Source organism: Luteibacter sp. UNCMF366Tsu5.1, assembly GCF_900119235.1.
In the GTDB taxonomy this organism is placed as follows: Bacteria; Pseudomonadota; Gammaproteobacteria; order Xanthomonadales; family Rhodanobacteraceae; genus Luteibacter; species Luteibacter flocculans.
The window spans coordinates 135,356-154,055 of sequence record NZ_FPIS01000002.1 but is presented as its reverse complement, the minus strand read 5'-3'; the positions used below and the strand labels follow the sequence as shown (position 1 = coordinate 154,055).

At 66.2% G+C, this 18,700-nt stretch carries 18 protein-coding genes; 6 read left to right on the top strand and 12 right to left on the bottom strand.

The genetic code is table 11. The features are described from left to right. Positions 1–7 precede the first annotated feature (7 nt). Positions 8–403 carry a YchJ family protein gene (locus tag BT115_RS09905; protein WP_072322460.1) on the top strand — a complete coding sequence of 132 codons (396 nt, stop codon included), beginning with the start codon at positions 8–10 and terminating at the stop codon, positions 401–403. Continuing rightward, a complete protein-coding gene (locus tag BT115_RS09900) occupies positions 400–708 on the top strand; it encodes a hypothetical protein (protein WP_072322459.1) in 309 nt (102 codons plus the stop codon). The genes BT115_RS09905 and BT115_RS09900 overlap by 4 nt, the downstream gene beginning before the upstream one ends. A gap of 3 nt (positions 709–711) precedes the next feature. On the opposite strand, the gene BT115_RS09895 is transcribed toward BT115_RS09900, so the two are convergent. The 4 genes from BT115_RS09895 to gltB form a co-directional block, all read right to left on the bottom strand. Beyond that, positions 712–1,506: an SDR family NAD(P)-dependent oxidoreductase gene (locus BT115_RS09895; protein WP_072322458.1), complete on the bottom strand. Its 795-nt coding sequence runs from the start codon at positions 1,504–1,506 to the stop codon at positions 712–714. Positions 1,507–1,643: 137 nt separating this feature from the next. Further along, positions 1,644–2,402: an NRDE family protein gene (locus BT115_RS09890; RefSeq protein ID WP_072322457.1), complete on the bottom strand. Its 759-nt coding sequence runs from the start codon at positions 2,400–2,402 to the stop codon at positions 1,644–1,646. Positions 2,403–2,495: 93 nt separating this feature from the next. Then, on the bottom strand, positions 2,496–3,932 hold the full coding sequence (locus BT115_RS09885) for an FAD-dependent oxidoreductase (protein ID WP_072322456.1): 1,437 nt from the start codon (positions 3,930–3,932) through the stop codon (positions 2,496–2,498). After that, on the bottom strand, positions 3,929–8,380 hold the full coding sequence (gene gltB / locus BT115_RS09880) for a glutamate synthase large subunit (protein WP_072322455.1): 4,452 nt from the start codon (positions 8,378–8,380) through the stop codon (positions 3,929–3,931). Before gltB ends, BT115_RS09885 begins: the two co-directional genes overlap by 4 nt. Positions 8,381–8,663: 283 nt before the next feature. On the opposite strand from gltB, the gene BT115_RS09875 reads away from it, so the two are divergent. Both BT115_RS09875 and BT115_RS09870 read left to right on the top strand, forming a co-directional pair. Then, positions 8,664–9,836 carry a murein hydrolase activator EnvC family protein gene (locus BT115_RS09875; protein ID WP_072322454.1) on the top strand — a complete coding sequence of 391 codons (1,173 nt, stop codon included), beginning with the start codon at positions 8,664–8,666 and terminating at the stop codon, positions 9,834–9,836. A 10-nt stretch (positions 9,837–9,846) separates the two neighbouring features. Next, entirely contained in the window at positions 9,847–11,205 is a 1,359-nt protein-coding gene (locus BT115_RS09870; RefSeq protein WP_072322453.1) for a S41 family peptidase, read from the top strand. Positions 11,206–11,209: 4 nt separating this feature from the next. On the opposite strand, the gene BT115_RS09865 is transcribed toward BT115_RS09870, so the two are convergent. The 5 genes from BT115_RS09865 to BT115_RS09845 are packed head-to-tail and all read right to left on the bottom strand — an operon-like array spanning position 11,210 to position 13,989. Then, positions 11,210–11,839: a hypothetical protein gene (locus tag BT115_RS09865; protein WP_072322452.1), complete on the bottom strand. Its 630-nt coding sequence runs from the start codon at positions 11,837–11,839 to the stop codon at positions 11,210–11,212. 3 nt (positions 11,840–11,842) lie between these two features. Next, positions 11,843–12,601, bottom strand: coding sequence for a twin-arginine translocase subunit TatC (gene tatC / locus BT115_RS09860; protein WP_072322451.1), 759 nt, complete (start codon positions 12,599–12,601; stop codon positions 11,843–11,845). Next, positions 12,588–13,001, bottom strand: coding sequence for a Sec-independent protein translocase protein TatB (gene tatB, locus BT115_RS09855; protein ID WP_072322450.1), 414 nt, complete (start codon positions 12,999–13,001; stop codon positions 12,588–12,590). Before tatB ends, tatC begins: the two co-directional genes overlap by 14 nt. Positions 13,002–13,014: 13 nt before the next feature. Further along, positions 13,015–13,260 carry a twin-arginine translocase TatA/TatE family subunit gene (gene tatA / locus BT115_RS09850; protein ID WP_072322449.1) on the bottom strand — a complete coding sequence of 82 codons (246 nt, stop codon included), beginning with the start codon at positions 13,258–13,260 and terminating at the stop codon, positions 13,015–13,017. 42 nt (positions 13,261–13,302) lie between these two features. Next, on the bottom strand, positions 13,303–13,989 hold the full coding sequence (locus BT115_RS09845; RefSeq protein ID WP_072322448.1) for a lipid-binding SYLF domain-containing protein: 687 nt from the start codon (positions 13,987–13,989) through the stop codon (positions 13,303–13,305). 107 nt (positions 13,990–14,096) lie between these two features. On the opposite strand from BT115_RS09845, the gene hemH reads away from it, so the two are divergent. Both hemH and BT115_RS09835 read left to right on the top strand, forming a co-directional pair. Next, positions 14,097–15,218: a ferrochelatase gene (gene hemH / locus BT115_RS09840; RefSeq protein ID WP_072322447.1), complete on the top strand. Its 1,122-nt coding sequence runs from the start codon at positions 14,097–14,099 to the stop codon at positions 15,216–15,218. After that, on the top strand, positions 15,211–16,053 hold the full coding sequence (locus BT115_RS09835) for an alpha/beta fold hydrolase (protein WP_072322446.1): 843 nt from the start codon (positions 15,211–15,213) through the stop codon (positions 16,051–16,053). Before hemH ends, BT115_RS09835 begins: the two co-directional genes overlap by 8 nt. 5 nt (positions 16,054–16,058) lie before the next feature. Here the strand turns inward: BT115_RS09835 and cyoE are convergent, their stop codons facing one another. Genes cyoE through BT115_RS09820 form a run of 3 tightly spaced genes read right to left on the bottom strand, consistent with a single transcriptional unit; the run spans position 16,059 to position 18,687 of the window. Beyond that, the gene (cyoE, locus tag BT115_RS09830) at positions 16,059–16,976 is read right to left on the bottom strand and encodes a heme o synthase (protein ID WP_072322445.1); all 918 of its coding nucleotides are present in this window, start codon (positions 16,974–16,976) and stop codon (positions 16,059–16,061) included. Next, positions 16,973–18,121 (bottom strand): COX15/CtaA family protein, encoded by a 1,149-nt coding sequence (locus BT115_RS09825; RefSeq protein ID WP_072322444.1) that lies wholly within the window; start codon positions 18,119–18,121, stop codon positions 16,973–16,975. The genes cyoE and BT115_RS09825 overlap by 4 nt, the downstream gene beginning before the upstream one ends. Beyond that, positions 18,121–18,687 (bottom strand): hypothetical protein, encoded by a 567-nt coding sequence (locus BT115_RS09820; RefSeq protein ID WP_072322443.1) that lies wholly within the window; start codon positions 18,685–18,687, stop codon positions 18,121–18,123. The genes BT115_RS09825 and BT115_RS09820 overlap by 1 nt, the downstream gene beginning before the upstream one ends. Positions 18,688–18,700: the final 13 nt, after the last annotated feature.

Below are 18,700 nucleotides of genomic sequence, written 5' to 3'. Positions count from 1 at the left end.
GATCGCCATGGCAGGAATCACCGCCCATCCGTGTGCATGCGGAAGCGGCGCAACCTATACCGCCTGCTGCGGGCGTTGGCATGCCGGTACGCCCGCTCCCTCCGCCGAAGCTCTCATGCGTTCGCGCTACAGCGCCTATGTGCTGGGCTTGGAGGACTATCTGCTCGCAACCTGGCATCCAAGCACGCGCCCGGCATCGCTGGGGCTCGCGACACAATCGCCTAAGCCAACATGGCTGGGGCTTTCGGTGAAGAGTCACGAGAATCCCACGGTGGACACGGCTATCGTCGAGTTCGTGGCGCGGTTGCGCATGGGTGGTGGCAGCGCTGAGCGCATGCACGAGGTCAGTCGCTTCGTGCGCGAGGATGGGCGTTGGTATTACGTGGACGGCGATGTGTCGTGACGCGATTCGATGATGTCATCTGCGAGGCCATCGCGACGATGCATCTGTTGGTGGTGCAGTACGGCGGTGCGGAGCGTCTGGTGCAGCCACACATCTACGGCGACGACGTCGCGGGCGACCGGCTGCTCAGTGCGTATCAGGTCGCCGGTGGCAGCGCGTCAGGCGCTGCCACCGGGTGGAAGTCATTTCGCATGGACAAGGTGGAATCCGTCACCATGAGCAATCGGCGCTTCCATGCGCCGCGGCCGGAGTTCCAGCGGAACGATGGCGCCTTCTCGCGGATCGTCTGCCAGATCGGCGGATGAGGATCAGATGATCGAGCGGGTGACGCCGCCGTCGACACGGATCGACGCGCCGGTGGTACCGGACGCCTGTTCGGAGGCGAGATAGACGGACACGTTGGCAACTTCTTCCACGCTCAGCAGACGCTTGATGAGCGACGTCGGACGGTGGGTCTGGATGAAGTCGCGCTCCACCTGTTCCATCGACACGCCCTGATTCTTCGCGATCTTGCCGAAGAACTCACTCACACCTTCGGACAGGGTGGGACCCGGGAGAATCGCGTTGACGGTGACGCCGGTGCCGGCAAGCACTTCGGCGAGGCCACGCGACACGCCCAGTTGTGCGGTCTTGGTCACGCCGTAATGCACCATCTCCGCCGGCACCTGGATGCCCGACTCGCTGGAGATGAACTGCACGCGGCCCCACCCACGCTGCACCATGCCCTTCGCGTAATGACGCGAGAGGCGAACGCCGGAGTTCACGTTGACCTCGAAGAACCGGGTCCACTCGGCGTCGTCGATCTCGAAGAAGTCCTTCGGCTCGAAGATGCCGAGGTTATTTACGAGGATGTCGGTCTCGGGCACGGCCTTGATGAGCGTGGCCGCACCTTCGGCCGTGCCGAGATCGGCGGCGACGCCGGTGACCTTTGCTTCGGGTGCCACCTTCTTGACCGCCGCGATGGCTTCGTCGACGCGGGCCTGGGTACGGCCGGTCACGACGACCGACGCGCCGGCAGCGGCGAGACCGGTGGCAATGGCCAGACCGATACCGGCCGTGGAACCCGTGACGATGGCGCTGCGCTTGGTGAGATCGATGTTCATGGAAAGCTCCAGGAGGAAGGAAAGAATGGCCGCTTGGCGGACTCCTTCATGCTCGGGGCGAAGGCCGGGCGAATCAATTGCGCCGGGCGCAAAACACTTTCCATTCCACGCGCAAGAACACCGCCTCGCGAACGAGCTCAGACGTCGGCGCGGCTCTCGCCCAGATAAGCGCCATGCGGCCCGAAGCGGCGCTCGATGATGGCGGTGCGGTCCTCATGATCGACCAGGATCACCGTGCTGGCTCGGGTGCCGTAGTGCTCGCCGACGATGAAGGCGCTCGACAGAAAGCGCTCACGCTCGATACCGACGCCCGTATCGGGAAGCAGGTCGTCGGGCCAGCCACCCCGGTCGGAAAGCATGGCGAACAGGGCATCGGTGTCGTCGTCATGCCCCGCCGCGAGCCAGGCTTCCAGACGCTGCACGATCGCCTGCGTCTTCGGCCAGGGCGCGTTGAAGTCGGCATTGCTCAAGCCATGCACGCCCGCATCGACAGGCTGTGCGCGCGCACTCGGGTGATTGCCGAGGTAGTAGGCGTCTTCGTGGTCGAAAGTCAGCAAGTTGAAGGGGCGGTAGTCGCGCGCGCTGGCCATGAGTTCGATGGCATGTTCGCGCGCCGGAAGACTGGCACCGAGATAATCGGCGACCAGCAACCCGCGGGACAGTCCGTCGTGACTGGCGCTCGGATCGCGCACGTTGGTGATCGCACTGACCCGGCCTCGCGGACCGACCCCGGCCCAGGTCCCTCCGGCCTCGAGATCGCGACCGGCGACGATCTGCGGCGCCTCGTCCCAGGATGCGAGCGGGGCCGTCGGCCGTGCATGAAACTCGTCGCGGTTACCCACGAGCACGAGACGCCAGCGCGGATGCGCGCGCCAGGCAAAGGCAATCAGACACATGGGGACGTGGAGCCCTTGGGGACCATCCGGTCATTGTGGGCGCGACGCGGTGGGAAGCCAAGAGCGCCGGGGATGACCCCGACGCCCCTTGCTTCAGGCGGTAACGGTCGCAGCCACCGTGTTCGTTGCCAGCAGACGGGCGATCGAAGCCGCGGCTTCGCGACCGTCGTACACCGCGCGCACGACGAGATCGGCACCGCGCACATTGTCGCCGCCCGCGAAGATGCGCGGATGGCTCGTCTGCAACGGCAGGCGCCCTTCCGCACCCACGACGATCCGGCCACTGCGGTCCCGCTCGATACCAAAGGCATCGCACCAATCGGGCGGACTCGGCTGGAAGCCGAAGGCCTGAATGACCACGTCCGCGCGCAGGTCGGTCTCGCTGCCTTCGACGTTGCGCGGGCGAAGGCGGCCGTCGCCCGCATCGAACAGTTCCGTATCCACCACGCGTACGGCCTTCACCGCACCGTCGTCACCCACGAGCGCGATGGGCTGGCGCTGGAAGAGGAAGCGCACGCCTTCGTCGCGGCTGTAACCCACCTCGCGACGTGACCCCGGCATGCTGGGCTCGTCGCGGCGGTACACGCAGGTGACCGACGCCGCACCGAGGCGAATGGCCGTGCGATTGCAATCCATGCCGGTATCGCCGCCGCCGAGCACCACGACGTGCTTGCCCGCGAGGTCGTACTCCGGGGCGGGCGGTTCGTCGCGAAGCAGACGCTCCGTGTTGGCGATGAGGAAAGGCAGCGCATCGTGTACGCCACGCAGGTGACGTCCTTCGAGTTGCCCATCCACATAGGTGTACGCGCCCGTACCGACGAAGACGGCATCGTAGTCGGCCAGCAGTTCGTCGAAGGTGATGTCGCGCCCGATCTCCAGACCGAGGTGGAAGACCACGCCCATGCCTTCGAGCACCATGCGTCGTGTACGCACCACGTTCTTGTCGAGCTTGAACGGCGGGATGCCGAAGGTGAGCAGGCCACCGATCTCGTGCTGGCGATCGAATACGTGCGCGGCGATGCCGGCACGACGCAGGCGATCCGCGCAGGCGAGCCCGGCCGGACCGGCGCCAACGATCGCCACGCGTGCGCCCGTCTCGCGCACGCGCGACAGATCCGGGCGCCAGCCCTGGCGAATGGCTTCGTCCGTGACCCAGCGCTCGACGCTGCCAATGGTTACCGCGCCGAAGTCGCCTTGCTCCAACGTGCAGGCGCCTTCGCAGAGACGATCCTGCGGGCACACACGGCCGCAGATTTCCGGCAGCGGATTGGTCTCGTGCATCAGCGTGGCGGCCTCGAACAAGCGACCGTCCTGCACCAGCTTCAACCAGTTGGGAATGTAGTTGTGCACCGGGCAGGCGTGCTCGCAATAAGGATTGCCGCAGTCGATGCAGCGCTCCGATTGCGCAGCGGCTTCCGACGACGCGAAGTCGCCGGAGATTTCGCCATAGCCGAGCACGCGCACGGCAACCGGCACCGTACGTGGCACCTGGCGCGGCAGGTCGAGGAAACGGAAATCCTTCGCGCTCATGCGGCACTCCGCAGTTCTTCGGCCAGCGCGTCGAGACTTGCGGCCTTGGGTTTCACCAGCCAGAAACGTTGCAACAGGCCGCGGAAGTCGGCAAGCACGCGGCGGCCCCACGCACTGCCCGTAAGCTCGGCATGCCGCGCAACAAGCTGGCGAAGATGCTGCATGTAGTGCTCCATGCCTTCGGGGGAGATACGCACGATGTCCACGAGTTCGTGGTTGTAGCAATCGACGAAGCTACGCTCCAGATCGAGTACGTAGGCGAAGCCACCCGTCATGCCCGCGCCGAAGTTGAGGCCCGTGCGACCGAGCACCGCCACCACGCCGCCGGTCATGTACTCGCAACAGTGATCGCCAGCACCCTCGACCACTGCCAATGCGCCGGAATTGCGCACGGCGAAGCGTTCGCCGGCCTGACCTGCCGCAAACAACTCGCCACCCGTGGCCCCGTAGAGGCAGGTATTGCCGATGATCGACGCTTCGTGGCTCTGGAACGGCGAATCCTCCGGCGGACGAATGACGAGACGACCACCAGCCATGCCCTTGCCGACGCCGTCGTTGGCTTCGCCGACGAGATCGATGTGCACGCCACCTGCATTCCACGCACCGAGGCTCTGCCCCGCTGCACCGGAAAGACGCAGATGGATCGGATGCTCGACCATGCCGGCGTCGCCCCAGCGACGCGCCACGTCACCGGACAGACGCGCACCGATCGCGCGATCCGTATTCGCGATGGCGTAATCGAAGGTGCCGCCGAGACCGTCCGCCACGGCGGCACGGGTATCGGCTTCGATGCGATTCGCGAGCGCGGCGGGATCGCGCATGGGATTGCGTGCGAAGGTGCAGGCGAAGTCCACCTTGGCGCCGAGGCCATCCGAACTGACCAGCGGCGAGAGATCGAGGCGCTCCTGCACCGCCGTCACGCCGTCGATCTGCTCGAGACGATCGCTGCGACCGATGATGTCGGCGAGCGAGCGCACGCCCAGGCGAGCCAGTTGGCGGCGCACGTCTTCCGCGACGAAGCGGAAATAGTTCATCACCATCTCAGGCAGTCCGAGGAAATGCTTCTGCCGCAAAACAGGATGCTGCGTGGCAACGCCGGTAGCGCAATTGTTGAGGTGGCAGATGCGCAGATACTTGCAGCCCAGCGCCACCATCGGCCCGGTACCGAAGCCGAAGCTCTCCGCGCCGAGCATCGCCGCCTTGATGACGTCGAGGCCGGTCTTCAGGCCACCGTCCGTCTGCAGGCGCACACGTCCGCGCAGGTCGTTGAGTCGCAGTGTCTGCTGCGTCTCCGCCAGACCGAGTTCCCACGGCGTGCCGGCGTACTTGATCGACGTGAGTGGGCTCGCGCCCGTGCCACCATCGTGACCGGACACGGTGATGAGATCCGCGCCAGCCTTCACGACACCCGCGGCCACGGTACCCACGCCCGCATGCGACACCAGCTTCACCGATACGAGCGCCTGCGGATTCACTTCCTTGAGGTCGTGGATCAACTGCGCGAGGTCTTCGATGGAATAGATGTCGTGATGCGGCGGCGGTGAAATCAAGCCGATGCCCGGCTTCGCGTAGCGCAGACGTGCAATCGTGGCATCGACCTTGTGACCCGGAAGCTGACCGCCCTCGCCGGGCTTGGCGCCCTGCGCGATCTTGATCTGCAAGACCTCGGCATTGACGAGATAGGCGGGCGTGACACCGAAGCGGCCCGAAGCCACCTGCTTGATCTTCGATGCCCGCTCGGTGCCGTAGCGCGCAGGATCTTCGCCACCTTCGCCCGAGTTGCTGCGCGCGCCGAGGCGGTTCATGGCGATCGCCAGCGCCTCGTGCGCCTCGGGCGACAGCGCGCCCAGCGACATGCCCGCGGAATCGAATCGACGGAGGATGTCCTCGACCGGCTCTACCTCGTCGAGCGGAATCGGCGTCGCGCCGCGCGGCACGAGGAGATCGCGAAGCGCCGACGGTGGTCGCGCATCCACGTAATGGGCATAGGTTTCGTAGTCGGACCACTGGCCCGTACGCACCGCGACCTGCAAGCTCGCGATGACGTCGGGGTTGTACATGTGGAACTCACCGCCATGCACGTACTTGAACAGGCCGCCTGCACGAAGCGACTGCGCTTCGTCCCAGGCCTCGGCAGCAAGCAGGCGTTGCTCGTGCTCCAGATCGGCGAAACCGGCGCCACCGATACGCGAAGGCGTGCCCGGGAAGCACAGCGCCACGACCTCGGGCGCAAGGCCGACGATTTCGAACAACTGCGCACCGCGGTAGCCGGCGACCGTGGAGATGCCCATCTTCGACAGGATCTTCAACAGACCTTTGCGGATACCGCGACGATAGTTGCGACCGATCTCGCGCGGCGCGCCTTCGCCGTTGCGGATGTGTCCCGCGCGGCCCATGTCGAAAAGACTCTGGTAGGCCAGCCACGGATAGATCGCGGTGGCACCGAATCCGATCAGGCAGGCGAAGTGATGCGGATCGCGCGGCGTGGCCGTCTCGACCATGATGTTGCACTGGCAGCGCAACCCCTTGTCGACGAGCCGCGCATGCACGGCGCCCGTGGCGAGCAGCGAATGGATCGGTAACAGATCGCGACGCGGATAACGATCGCTCAAGAAAACGATTCTCACCCCCGCTCGCACCGCGGCTTCGGCGGCGTCGCAGATCCGCACCAGCGCCTGCTCGAGCGTTTCGTCCGCACCGATCATGAGGTCGAAGCGCGGCGTGTCCGCGTAATCCGGATGCGCGAGGATCTGCCGCAGCTTGCGCTGGGAAAGAATCGGCGAGTTGAGCAGGATCTGCTTCGCGTTCTCGGGACCGAGATCGAAGATGTTCTTCTCCTGCCCGATCTGGGTCACCAGCGACATGACCAGCCGCTCGCGCAGTGGATCGATCGGCGGATTGGTGACCTGCGCAAAACCCTGGCGGAAACGGTCGTACAAGGGGCGTATCTGCCGCGACAGCACGGCCATCGGCGTATCGTCGCCCATCGACCCGGTGGCTTCGGCCTCCGTCTCCGCGAGCACCTTCAACACCGACTCGCATTCCTCACGCGAGAGACCGTAGAGCTTCTGGTAACGACGCAGCTCCTCGGCGGGCAGCGGCTCGGCGGCGAGACTCGGATCGATCAGGTCGGATTCGAGGTAGGTCACACCACCACGCAGCCAGTCGCGGAACGGCGCACGCGAACGATTGATGGCATCGATGTCGGCGTCACGCAGGAGGCGATGCTCACGGAAGTCCACGGCGATCATCTCGCCCGGCGCGAGGCGCCCCTTCGCGACGACGCGCGAGGAAGGCACGTCCCAAAGGCCCGCCTCGGAAGCGACAATGAGGTGATTGTCGTCCGACAGCGCCCAGCGCGCCGGGCGAAGGCCATTGCGATCCAGCGTGCATGCGGCATAGCGCCCGTCGCACATCACCAGGCCAGCCGGACCATCCCACGGCTCGCTGTGCAACGCGTAGTACTCGTAGAACGCCGCGAGATCCTCGTCGATGTCTTCGCGCGCAGCGTAAGCCGGTGGTACCAACACGCGCATCGCAGCCAGGAGATCCATGCCGCCCATCAGCAGCACTTCGAGCGCGTTGTCGAGGCTTTCGGAGTCCGATCCCTCCTGACGCACCAGCGGCCCGATGTCGGAAAGGTCCACGTGCTCCGAGCGCATCACCGACGTGCGTGCCTGCATCCAGCGGCGGTTGGCGCGAATCGTGTTGATTTCGCCATTGTGGGCCAGGAAGCGGAACGGCTGGGCAAGACGCCACTGCGGCGACGTGTTGGTGGAAAAACGCTGATGGAAGACGACGGCATCGGCAACCAGCGCCGGATGCTTGAGGTCGGGATACACGTCACGCAGATGACCCGGTGCGGCCATGGCCTTGTAGCCCACGACTTCGCCCGACAACGAGACGACGTAGAAATGTTTGTCGCCGGCCAGTGCCAGTTCGGCGCGGCGACGCGCATGGAACAGCGCCGCCTCGAACGCGGCGGGCGAGCGATCGCCCGGCGCATCGACGAATACCTGGCGCACGCGCGGCATGGAGGCCGCGGCGAGCGGACCGCAGGCGGACGGCTCGACGGCAACGTCGCGCCACCCGGCAACACGCAGGCCTACGCGTTCCAGCTCGGCATCGAGCACGCGCGCGGCGGCGTCGTCTCCGTCCGGATCGAGAAATACCACGCCGCTGGCAAAGTGCGTCGCGAGCACGATGCCGCTTTCTGCGGCGAGCGCGCGAAGCCATTCCACCGGTCGGCGCAACAGCACGCCGCAGCCATCGCCACTCACGCCATCGGCGTTGACGCCGCCGCGATGCGAAAGCTTCGCGAGCGCAGCGAACGCCGTATCGACCAGCGCTGCACTGGCATGACCATCTATTTGCGCGACGATGCCAAAGCCGCAACTGTCGTGTTCGAACGCCTCGTCATAGAGGCGCGGAGTGCCTTGCTTCACCATCCGCCTCCTCGTGGCTTTGGTTTTGCTGGGTGTGACGCGCATGTGGCCCCGCGGCCTGGACGGGCCGACCATCACATACGCGCGAAGGGCTCAGCCCACTTTAGGCACAATTGCCGCGTTGCGTCAAAGCCATTCGGACGTCCAAACGTCGCGCAAACGAAATTCTTACGACCGCCGGGCGAGACCAGTGCGGCCGGACGGGGCAGCACAAGGCCATGCGGGCATACCAGCGAGGTGACGGGCGGCGCGTGGCCGACGTCGCCGGATAGGTAATAATCTCCGAATGCGCCCAATCCTCCGTCTGCCTGCCACCCTGATCCTCGCCACCTTCACATGCACCACCGCCCTGCCGGCTCGCTCCGCGCAGGACGCCAAGGCGCGGGCGGAGCAGCAGGACGCCCGACAGAAGCTGGAGGGCGTGCGCAAGGACATCGAGACGCTGACCCGCGAACAGCGGGAGACCGCCAACGCCCGGGACAGCGCCAACGCCGCCCTGGCGCGGCAGGCCGAACAGGTGTCGGCGGCCGCGCGCGCCGTTCGCGAGACCGAGGCCGAGCTGGAACAGCGCCGCCATGACCTCGATCAACTGAACGCGCAGCGCGCCGAGATGCAGGCCGGCCTGGACAAGCAGAAGGGCGCGCTGGGCGATCTGCTGCGCGCTACCTACACCCTCGGCCGCGGCTCGGACCTCCAGCTCCTGCTCGGCGACGAGGACGTGAACCGGATTTCCCGTGCCCTCGCCTACTCCCGCTATTTCCAGGAGAACCGGGTGGAACGCATTCGCAGCCTGCTTGCGGATCTTTCCCGCCTGCAGGAGGTCGAAGCCGCCATCACGGCCGAGCAGCAGAAGCTGGAAGCCTCCCGGGCCGAGCGCGAGACGCGCGCGAAGGATCTGGAAAAGCAGCGCGCCGAGCAACAGAAACTGGTGGCGGAAACCGACTCGAAGTACAAGGACCAGGCCCAGCGCATGGCCGCCCTCAAACAGAACGAGCAGGACATGAATGCCCTGGTCGCCCGCCTGCAGAAGGTGATCGACGAGGCTGCCAAGGCCGCAGAGCCGGCGCCGGCGCCGAAGGGCGCACCGGCGGCCGCGCCCATGGGCAACCTGCGCGGCAACCTGCCCTGGCCCGCCAACGGACCCGTCCACGCCTATGGCAACGGCGTGATCATCGTGGCGCCGCGCGGCAGCGAAGTGAAGGCGGTATCGCGCGGGCGCGTGGTGTTCGCGAGCTTCCTGCGCGGCTACGGCATGATGATCATCGTGAACCACGGCAACGGATTCATGAGCATGTACGGCAACAACGAAACCCTGTTGCATGGCGTCGGCGACACGGTAGAGGCCGGCGAAGCCGTCGGCACCGCAGCGGCGCCCGCCGGCGACAACGGCGTTTATTTCGAACTGCGCCAGGGCGGCAAGCCCATCGATGCGCGCGGTTGGCTCGGCAAACGGCATTAAGGACATTCGCATGACTCTTCGCAGCCACCCGCACCCTCTTCGCCTCGCCCTCGCGCTGGCTCTCGGCGCATTGGCCGTCACCCAGGTCGAGGCGCAAGTCCCGCAGAAACCGATCAAGCAGCCGGATGCGCCGGCCGCTTCGTCGACCAGCGCCGCTGCTGTGGTCCAACAGGCCGACGATGCGGTCAGCCTCGACGACATCCGCAATTTCACGCGGGTGTATCACATCATCCAGCAGGCATACGTCGAGAAGCTCGACAACAAGACCATCATGAATGCCGCCATCAGCGGCATGCTGCAGAACCTCGATCCGCACAGCGAATACCTCGACAAGGAAGGCCTCGACGAACTCGACGAGGACACCACCGGCCAGTATGGCGGCCTGGGTATCGAGGTGCTGCAGGTCGACGGCATGCTGAAGATCGTTTCGCCGATCGACGACACACCGGCATCGCGCGCAGGCATCAAGCCGGGCGACACGATCCTCAAGGTGGACGGCATGGTGGTCGACAGCCAGAACATCGACGAGGCGTTCAAGAAGCTGCGCGGCGACCCCGGCAGCAAGATCACCCTCACCATTCTCCATGAGAAGTCGGACAAGCCGATCGACCTGCCGCTCGTTCGCGAACGGATCAACGTCACCAGCGTGAAGTTGCGCCAGCTCGATCCGGGCTACGTGTACATCCGCCTGAGCCAGTTCCAGGAAGACACCGCGACGGATCTGGACACCAAGCTCTCCGACTACATCAAGAAGCACGGTGCGCCCAAGGGCGCGGTGCTGGACCTGCGCTCCAACCCGGGCGGCCTGCTCACCACGGCCGTGGGCGTGGCGGATACCTTCCTCGACAGCGGCACCATCGTGACCACGAAGGGACGCCTGCCGGACGCGAATCTGCATTTCGACGCACACCCGGGCGACTTGCTCAAGGGCGCGCCGATCGTGATCCTCACCGACAACGGCACGGCGTCTGCGGCAGAAATCGTCTCCGGTGCGCTGAAGGACAACCACCGCGCGCTCATCATGGGGCGCCGCACCTTCGGCAAGGGCGTGGTGCAGACGGTGCTGCCGCTCGATCAGGACCACGCGGTGAAGATCACCACCGCGCGCTACTACACGCCGAACGGAACCTCGATCCAGGCCGAAGGCATCAAGCCGGACATTCCGCTCGCCGATCTCGCCGTAAGCAAGGCGGACACGCCACCGCAGCTCATCGGCTCGGAAGCGGACCTGCCGAATCATCTCGTCAATGAAAAAGCCGCGGCGGACGAGAAGAGCGCCAGCGACGACGACGGCAAGCTGGCGATCGACGACTATGCTCTGTCGCAGGCACTCAATGTGCTGAAGGGCCTGGCGCTGGGCCGGAAGTAACCAACTACCAGAGCTTCCACCAGGGGCGGGTGGCTTTAGCCACCGCCTTGCGCACCTTGCGCGGAAGGTCGGGATCGGCGGCCGGCACCGCGGTCGCCTCGACCAGCGTCCAGCCTTCGCACAACGTGGCCCCGTAGGCCGAGGCAGGCAGGTCCGCGTGGAAAGTGGTCACGCTCTGCGCCAGCTCGATCGGCAACGAGTAATAGTGATCGACGTCGTCGCCGTCGGTATCGGCGGCATCCTGCATCGTTTCGATGCGCGCGTGGATGGCATCGAACGCGGCGGGCAGGCTACCGCTGGTGGCGAGGTGGCGGTTGTCGTCGTGCTGGCCGTCGTGCTCGGCGCGCCAGTTGCGCAGGCCATTCACGTAGCAGGTCGATGAACTGACCATCACGTGATCGTCGTACTCGCAGGTGATCACCACGCAGCCATGCGACAGGCGGCGCATGTCAGCATCGGCGATCAGCGGGCTTTCGAAGCGAGTCACCACGGCGAACCAGCCGTTCGGAAGGGCCAGGGAGTAGCCCGTGCCGGGGTGACTCGCGGTGCGTTCGTTACGCACCAGATCAAGCGCCGCGAACACCTCGTCGCGCCCCTTGCCCTTTACCGCGAACCAGCCGACCGAAGCCCCCATCGCTCATTCCCTCTCGGGCGGCTTCAACAGGAAACGCACGGCCAGCAGACCCAACTCGTAGAGCAGGCACATCGGCACCGCGAGCATGATCATCGAAAGGAGATCGGGGGGGGTGATGAAGGCGGCGATCGCAAAGGCACCGACGATGGCATAGCCGCGGCCCTTGCTCAGTTTCTCGGCATCGACGATGCCGATGGCGGCCAGGATCACCACCGCCACGGGCACTTCGAAGCAGAGCCCGAAAGCGAAGAACATCAGCATCACGAAATCGAGGTAATGCGTGATGTCCGTCATCATCGCCACGCCGTCGGGGGTCACGGCGTTGAGGAACTTGAACGCGGCCGGCAGCACGATGAAATAGGCGAAGGCGCAGCCGGAATAGAACAGCACCAGAGATGCCACCAGCAACGGGCGCGCAAGGCGCTTCTCGTGCCGGTAGAGGCCCGGGCTCACGAAGGCCCAGAGCTGGTAGAGGATCATCGGCATGCTGATGAACAGCGCGACGAAGAACGCGAGCTTCAGCGGCGTCACGAACGGGCTGGCCACTTCCGTCGCGATGAGGTGCGCGCCCTGCGGCATGCGCTCCACGAGCGGCTTTGCCAGTTCGGCATAAAGATGATTCGCCACCGGCACCAGCGCCAGCAGCACGAGCAGCAACACGACGATGGCGCGAAGCAGACGCGAGCGCAGTTCGATCAGGTGGGAGAACAGCCCCTCTTCGACCACGTCGTCGGACGACGGATCGGGCTCACGTGCGGTCATGCGTTTGGTTCTCGGGCGGCACCGGCTCGCCGCGCTTCAACGGGAGCATGTCGAGCGCCGGGTCGGGCTCGCGGCCCGCGGCGCGGGCCGTCTGGGTTTCGGTAAAGGTGTCGCGGATGCGCTCGCTGGCGCCGCGTATCTCCGCTCCTGCGGCACGGACGTCGTCCCGCACGCTCTCGTGCGTGGCGCGCGCATTCTCAGCCGTCTCGCGCAGTGTGCGCTTGATTTCCTCAGCCTGGATCTCGCGCTCCACCTCCGCGCGCACGCTGTCCCAGCCATTGCGCATGCGGCGCAGCAGGGCGCCGGCGGTGCGTGCGGCATGGGGCAGGCGTTCCGGTCCCAGGACGATGAGCGCCACCACCGCGAGGAGCAGCAGCTTGGTCAGGCTGATGTCGATCATGGCGCCGCCAGGATCACGGAGCGCGGTCGCGCGGCTCGCTCGTCTCGCTGTGGGCCGGCGGCACCTGGGTCGACGGCGGCGGGTCGGCGCGGAGCTTGTCGTCCCGCTCGCGCGCCTGGCGTGCTTCTTCGTCGCCGTCCAGACCCTTCTTGAAGTCGCGCATGGCGCCGCCCAGGTCCGAGCCGATGTTGCGCAGCTTCTTCGTACCAAAGATCAGCACGACGACGAGCAGCAGGAGGACGATATGGGTAATGCTCATGGAAACCTCGAGGGCGCCTTGCGGCGGCCAGTGGGACGGGGGTCAGCGGTTAGTGTACTCCTCCAGTTTATCCCTGAAATTCACCACCTCGCTTGGAACATTCGTCACGCCGCCCTCGAAAATCCTGCGCGGCGTGATGCCCGGACCGTAGATTTCCCGGTTCGAGTCGTCGTCGATACTGAAATGGGCGCCATCCAGGGCGATGCCGGCATACAGACCCTTCGCGCGGGCGTAGGTGTAGATCTCGGCATTCATCCGGCCATCGGTGGCCGCCGTGGCCGAGCGGCCCACCGGACCGGCGGCGGCGCCAGCATTGGCGCCCATGGTCCACTTGCCGTCGATGATCTCGTTGACGCCGCGATCGGTCATGAAGACGAGGATCACATCGGCCGACTGGATACCCGCCTGGAAGCCGACGCCGGCACCGGCGAGGGAAATGAAGTTCGGGTTCGACCAGACGCCATCATGCTTGATGGAGATGAGGCCTTCGCCTTTCGTGCCCGAGAACACGAAGCCGCCCTTGACCATTTTCGGAATGACCGCGATGGCGTGGGCGTTACGCAGCATGTCGGTCGGGAGGGATTTGTCAGGGGCGTCGTCGATCATGTCCCGCAACACGCGCACGGCTTCGACAGCCTGCTTCCGAGGCGGATCCGCCGCCTGCGCCGCCATCGAGGGCAGCAGCGTGAGGAATCCCAGGGCAAGCAGGTTGAACAGGCGTGGGGACATCGGTGACTCCTTCTGGCGCGGATGGGCATCGATGGCGGCGATCCCGACGAGCGTCGCTGCACCGCCCTATGGCAGACTGCAACGATCCCCGCGAGCGCTGAACGCCGATGCCAGGTACGCCAAACTATACCGGCCTTGCCGGTCATTCCCACGACACTCTCCCCCAGGCCGGTGTGCTGCTGGTTAATCTCGGTACACCTGATGCGCCCACTGCCGCGGCCGTGCGGCCGTATCTGGCGCAGTTTCTGGGCGATCCGCGCGTTATCGAATACCCCCGCCTGCTGTGGAAGGCCATTCTGCACGGCGTGATCCTGCGCGTGCGGCCGAAACGCTCCGCGCACGCTTATGCACGCATCTGGACCGAGCAGGGTTCGCCGTTGCGCGTCGGCAGCGAAGCGCTGGCAGCTGCGCTGCAGGCGGAACTCGGGCGCCGCCGGCCCGGCCCGATCCGTGTGGCGCTCGCCATGCGCTACGGCAAGCCCGCCGTGGCGGATACCATCGCGCAGTTGCAGCGCGAAGGCGTGCGGCGCCTGCTGGTGCTTCCGCTGTATCCGCAGTATTCCGCCACCTCCACCGGCAGTGTCTTCGATGCCGTGGCCGACACGATCAAGGGCCTGCGCTGGCCGCCGGAACTGCGGCAGATCAACGACTACCACGCCGAGCCGGCGTATATCGCCGCGCTTGCCGACAGCGTGCGGACGCATTGGGAGCGGAACGGACGCGGCGAAAAGTTGCTCATGAGCTTCCATGGCATCCCCGAGCGCTACCTGCGCAATGGCGATCCCTACTTCTGCCAGTGCCACGCGACGGCGCGCCTCCTGCGAGAGGCACTGGGCCTGAGCGCGGACGAAGCGCCCATGAGTTTCCAGTCGCGCGTCGGCCGGGAACGCTGGCTGCACCCCTATACCGACGAGACGGTGAAGGCCTTCGGCGCGCAGGGCATCAAGCGTATCGACGTCATCAGCCCCGGATTCGCTGTCGATTGCCTCGAAACGCTGGAGGAAATTGCCATGCAGAACGGCGAGTTCTTCCGCGAGGCCGGCGGCGAGACACTGAGCTACATCCCCTGCCTGAACGCCACGTCCGCGCATGTCGACGCCATCGCCGACTTGGTGCTGCGCCACACGCAGGGCTGGCCGGAGTTCGCGCAGGACTACGACGCCGCAGCGGCAGCGGTGCGCCTCGCAGAAGCGCGCGAGAGGGCGTGCAAGGCCGGCGCACATGCGTGAGTTGACCGTTTCGGTGCCGGGGCTGGAGCTGTCGGCCCTGGCCTGGGGGCAACCGGATGCGCCGCCGCTGCTGATGGTGCATGGCTGGCTCGACAACGCTGCCAGTTTTGCGTTGATCGCCCCGCGACTCGCCGATCGCTTCCATGTGATCGCGCTCGATCTGCCGGGCCACGGTCGATCCGATCACCTGCCCGACAGCACGATCTACCAGTACCTCGACTACGCGCGCGCCGTGCTCGCGGCGGCCGACGCGCTCGCACTGCCCCGCTTCCACCTGCTCGGGCATTCGCTCGGCGCGGGCGTAGCGACGATGGTGGCCATTGCGGCACCGGAACGTATCCGTGGTCTGGCCCTGATCGAGGGCCTTGGCCCGCTGGGCGACGACGGTTCGCGCACGCTCGATCGTTTTCGCGAGGCCATGGCCGTGACGCCAGGCGCGACCCGCCCGCTGCGCGTGTTTCCGAGCATCGAGGATGCGGCCCGCGCCCGCGCGATGGCGAGCGGCCTGGACGCGTATCTGGCGCACCCCATCGTCGAGCGCGGCCTGCGCGAGGTCGAGGGCGGCTACAGCTGGCGCAGCGACCCGCGCCTGTCGCGCCCCACGGCCATCCGCCTGGCGGAAACGCAGATCATGGCGCTGCTGCTTGGCCTGGCTGCGCCGACGTCACTGCTGCTCGCCCGGCCGCATCCGCCCTACTTGGAGCCCGAAGCGCTGCAGGTACGCATCGACTGCGTGGACGACATCCGCGTCACCCATATGGACGGCGGCCACCATCTTCATCTGGAACATCCCGAGCGCGTCACCGACTGGCTACGCGACGCCCTGGATCGCTAACGCGCTCAGGCCACCGGCTCGAAGCGCAAGCCCGTCTGGATCACCGGTTCCACCAGCCAGTGATCGGCCAGCAGGAACGCGAACAACACCATCAGGTAGATGATGGAGTAGTTGAAGGTACGCATGGCGAACATTTCGTCCGGCGGGTTGAGCAGGCGCACCGCATACCAGAGGAAGCCCGCGCCGAGCACGACGGCACCGAACAGGTAGATCAGACCGCTCATGCCGGTAAAGAACGGCAGCAGCGTCACGACAAAGAGCAGGATCGTGTAGAAAAGAATGTGCCAACGCGTATAGGTCACGCCATGCGTCACCGGCAACATCGGCACTTGCGCGCGCGAGTAGTCGTCCACGCGGAAGATGGCCAGCGCCCAGAAATGCGGCGGCGTCCACACAAAGATGATCAGCAGCAACTGCAGGGCGTACGGGTGGAGCGAATCGGTGACCGCGGTCCAGCCCAGCATGGGCGGCGCCGCACCGGCGATGCCGCCGATCACGATGTTCTGCGGCGTCGCACGCTTGAGGTACGCGGTGTAGATCACGGCGTAACCGATCAGCGAGAAGAAGGTCAGCACCGCGGTAAGCATGTTGACCAGGAACACCAGCACCAGCATCGAGACGATGCCAAGCGCCATGGCGAACACGAACACCTGCATGGGCGTGAGCTGTCCCGTGGCGAGCGGACGATGCGAGGTGCGCGCCATCAGTTTGTCGATGCGCTGATCGATCAGGTGATTGAACGCGGCAGCCGACGCAGACGCTAACCATATGCCGAGCGTGCCGAAGACGACGGCGTGCCAGGTGGGAAGCACCCGCTGCCCATTCGCGTCCACGGCGAGAAACATGCCGATGACCGCGCAGAACACCAGCAGCGCGACGACGCGCGGCTTGGTCAGTTCCAGGTATTGGCCGAGGATGCTCACGGGGACTCCGGCGCCGGAAGGCGCTGCGTGCTGGCAAGCGCTACCAGGAGGGTAAACAGCAGCAGCGCAGCGACGCCATTGTGCGCCGTCGCGACCGGCAGCGGCAGGCCGAGATGGACGTTACCGATGCCGAGCAGCACCTGGGCCACCAGCACGACGGCGACGGCGATACCCGCCTTGCGCAAGCCGGCACGCGCGAGCCGATGGGAGAGCCAGCCGAGATAGCAGAAGGTCACCAGCGCACCGATGCGGTGAGCGAGTTGGATCGCGCTGCGCGCGGCCATGTCGAGCACGCCACCTTCGTAGTTCACGCCAATGCCGCGCCAGAGTACGAAACCTTCGTGGAAATCCGTCTGCGGCCACCATTCGCCCAGGCACTTCGGGAAATCGGTGCCGCACGCAAGCGCGGCGTAGTTGGAGCTGGTCCAGCCGCCGAGCGCGATCTGGCAGACCAGCACTGCGATGCCGAGGGCGACCGGCGCACGCAACGCGGCGTAGCGATCGTCCGGCGTACCGACGCGCCACCAGCGCAGCGCAGCCCAGGCAAGCAGCGCGAAGGTGGCGAGGCCGCCGAGCAGGTGACCCATCACGACGATGGGTTTCAGCAGCAACGTGACCGTCCACATGCCGAGCATGGCCTGGAAGATGATCACGGCCAGCACGGCTACACCGACCTTCCACGCACCGGGTCGCGGCAGCGTGGCCGCGGCCACCAGCGGCAAGGCGATCGCGAGGGCCGACAGGCACGACGACACGACATGCTCGCCGCGCATGTACATCACCACGCCCACCGCGGCGAACACCGCCGCCACGAGCACGGCAGACACCGCGAACCGGCGACGCCATGCAGCGACGACGGCAATCGCCAGCACCATCACGCCGAGGCTGCCGGCGAGGAAACGATGCACCTGCTCGCGCCACGCCTTGTGCGTTTCGAACGGGCGATCGGGGAAGGCCTGGTTCGCCTGCGCGATGTCCTGCGCATGCCCGGGCCATGTGGCCTTGCCGTAGCAGGTCGGCCAATCCGGGCACGACAGACCGGCATTGGACAGGCGCACGAACGCGCCGAACATCACGACGCAGAAGGCGAACAACGCTGCCAGCAAGGCAAGCGTGCGGAGAATCTTCACGGTGCGGGGCGACATCAGCGGATCACCTTCTGCAGATCCTTGCGCAAACCGTTAGGGTCGAAGCCCGCCGGATACCAGGCCAGCGCCGTGGCGTTCGACTCGACCAGCACGGCTGCCACGCTGTCCGCCTCGCGCGGGCGGAATTCGGCGAAGGCATCTGCCGGGTCAGTGCCGACGACGTAATCGGTCATCACAGCATCGGCACCCGCCACGACGGGCGGTGCGCCGATGTACAGCAACCGCAGGCGGTCGGCATTGCGATTGAGCACGATGCGCGCATTGCGCATCAGCGCCAGGGTCTGCACGCAGCGCTCGGCGCAGCCCGGGCCAGGCAACGCCACCAGGGTGAGGCGGGGCTCACTGTCGCGCCACGCCCACGGCTTGCCGCCCGCATCCACGCGCACGTCGGCTACGCTGCGCTGCGGCACGATCGGCTGGCCGTTGCCCTTGCCCTGCGGCTGCCAGCCGGACAAGGTCAGCATCCCCGCGGCGACGATGGGAGCCAGGAAGACCAGCATGATGAGCACGAGCTTGAAGCGCCCGCTGCGCGGTGTGGTGGACTTGGCGTTCGAATCGGTCATGGGTTCTCGGGCC

Excerpts from the sequence above, each read along its gene's own strand:
- BT115_RS09905 (WP_072322460.1), top strand. The coding sequence starts at position 8 with ATGGCAGGAATCACCGCCCATCCGTGTGCATGCGGAAGCGGCGCAACC.
- BT115_RS09895 (WP_072322458.1), bottom strand. The coding sequence starts at position 1,506 with ATGAACATCGATCTCACCAAGCGCAGCGCCATCGTCACGGGTTCCACG.
- BT115_RS09890 (WP_072322457.1), bottom strand. The coding sequence starts at position 2,402 with ATGTGTCTGATTGCCTTTGCCTGGCGCGCGCATCCGCGCTGGCGTCTC.
- BT115_RS09885 (WP_072322456.1), bottom strand. The coding sequence starts at position 3,932 with ATGAGCGCGAAGGATTTCCGTTTCCTCGACCTGCCGCGCCAGGTGCCA.
- gltB (WP_072322455.1), bottom strand. The coding sequence starts at position 8,380 with ATGGTGAAGCAAGGCACTCCGCGCCTCTATGACGAGGCGTTCGAACAC.
- BT115_RS09875 (WP_072322454.1), top strand. The coding sequence starts at position 8,664 with ATGCGCCCAATCCTCCGTCTGCCTGCCACCCTGATCCTCGCCACCTTC.
- BT115_RS09870 (WP_072322453.1), top strand. The coding sequence starts at position 9,847 with ATGACTCTTCGCAGCCACCCGCACCCTCTTCGCCTCGCCCTCGCGCTG.
- BT115_RS09865 (WP_072322452.1), bottom strand. The coding sequence starts at position 11,839 with ATGGGGGCTTCGGTCGGCTGGTTCGCGGTAAAGGGCAAGGGGCGCGAC.
- tatC (WP_072322451.1), bottom strand. The coding sequence starts at position 12,601 with ATGACCGCACGTGAGCCCGATCCGTCGTCCGACGACGTGGTCGAAGAG.
- tatB (WP_072322450.1), bottom strand. The coding sequence starts at position 13,001 with ATGATCGACATCAGCCTGACCAAGCTGCTGCTCCTCGCGGTGGTGGCG.
- tatA (WP_072322449.1), bottom strand. The coding sequence starts at position 13,260 with ATGAGCATTACCCATATCGTCCTCCTGCTGCTCGTCGTCGTGCTGATC.
- BT115_RS09845 (WP_072322448.1), bottom strand. The coding sequence starts at position 13,989 with ATGTCCCCACGCCTGTTCAACCTGCTTGCCCTGGGATTCCTCACGCTG.
- hemH (WP_072322447.1), top strand. The coding sequence starts at position 14,097 with ATGCCAGGTACGCCAAACTATACCGGCCTTGCCGGTCATTCCCACGAC.
- BT115_RS09835 (WP_072322446.1), top strand. The coding sequence starts at position 15,211 with ATGCGTGAGTTGACCGTTTCGGTGCCGGGGCTGGAGCTGTCGGCCCTG.
- BT115_RS09825 (WP_072322444.1), bottom strand. The coding sequence starts at position 18,121 with ATGTCGCCCCGCACCGTGAAGATTCTCCGCACGCTTGCCTTGCTGGCA.
- BT115_RS09820 (WP_072322443.1), bottom strand. The coding sequence starts at position 18,687 with ATGACCGATTCGAACGCCAAGTCCACCACACCGCGCAGCGGGCGCTTC.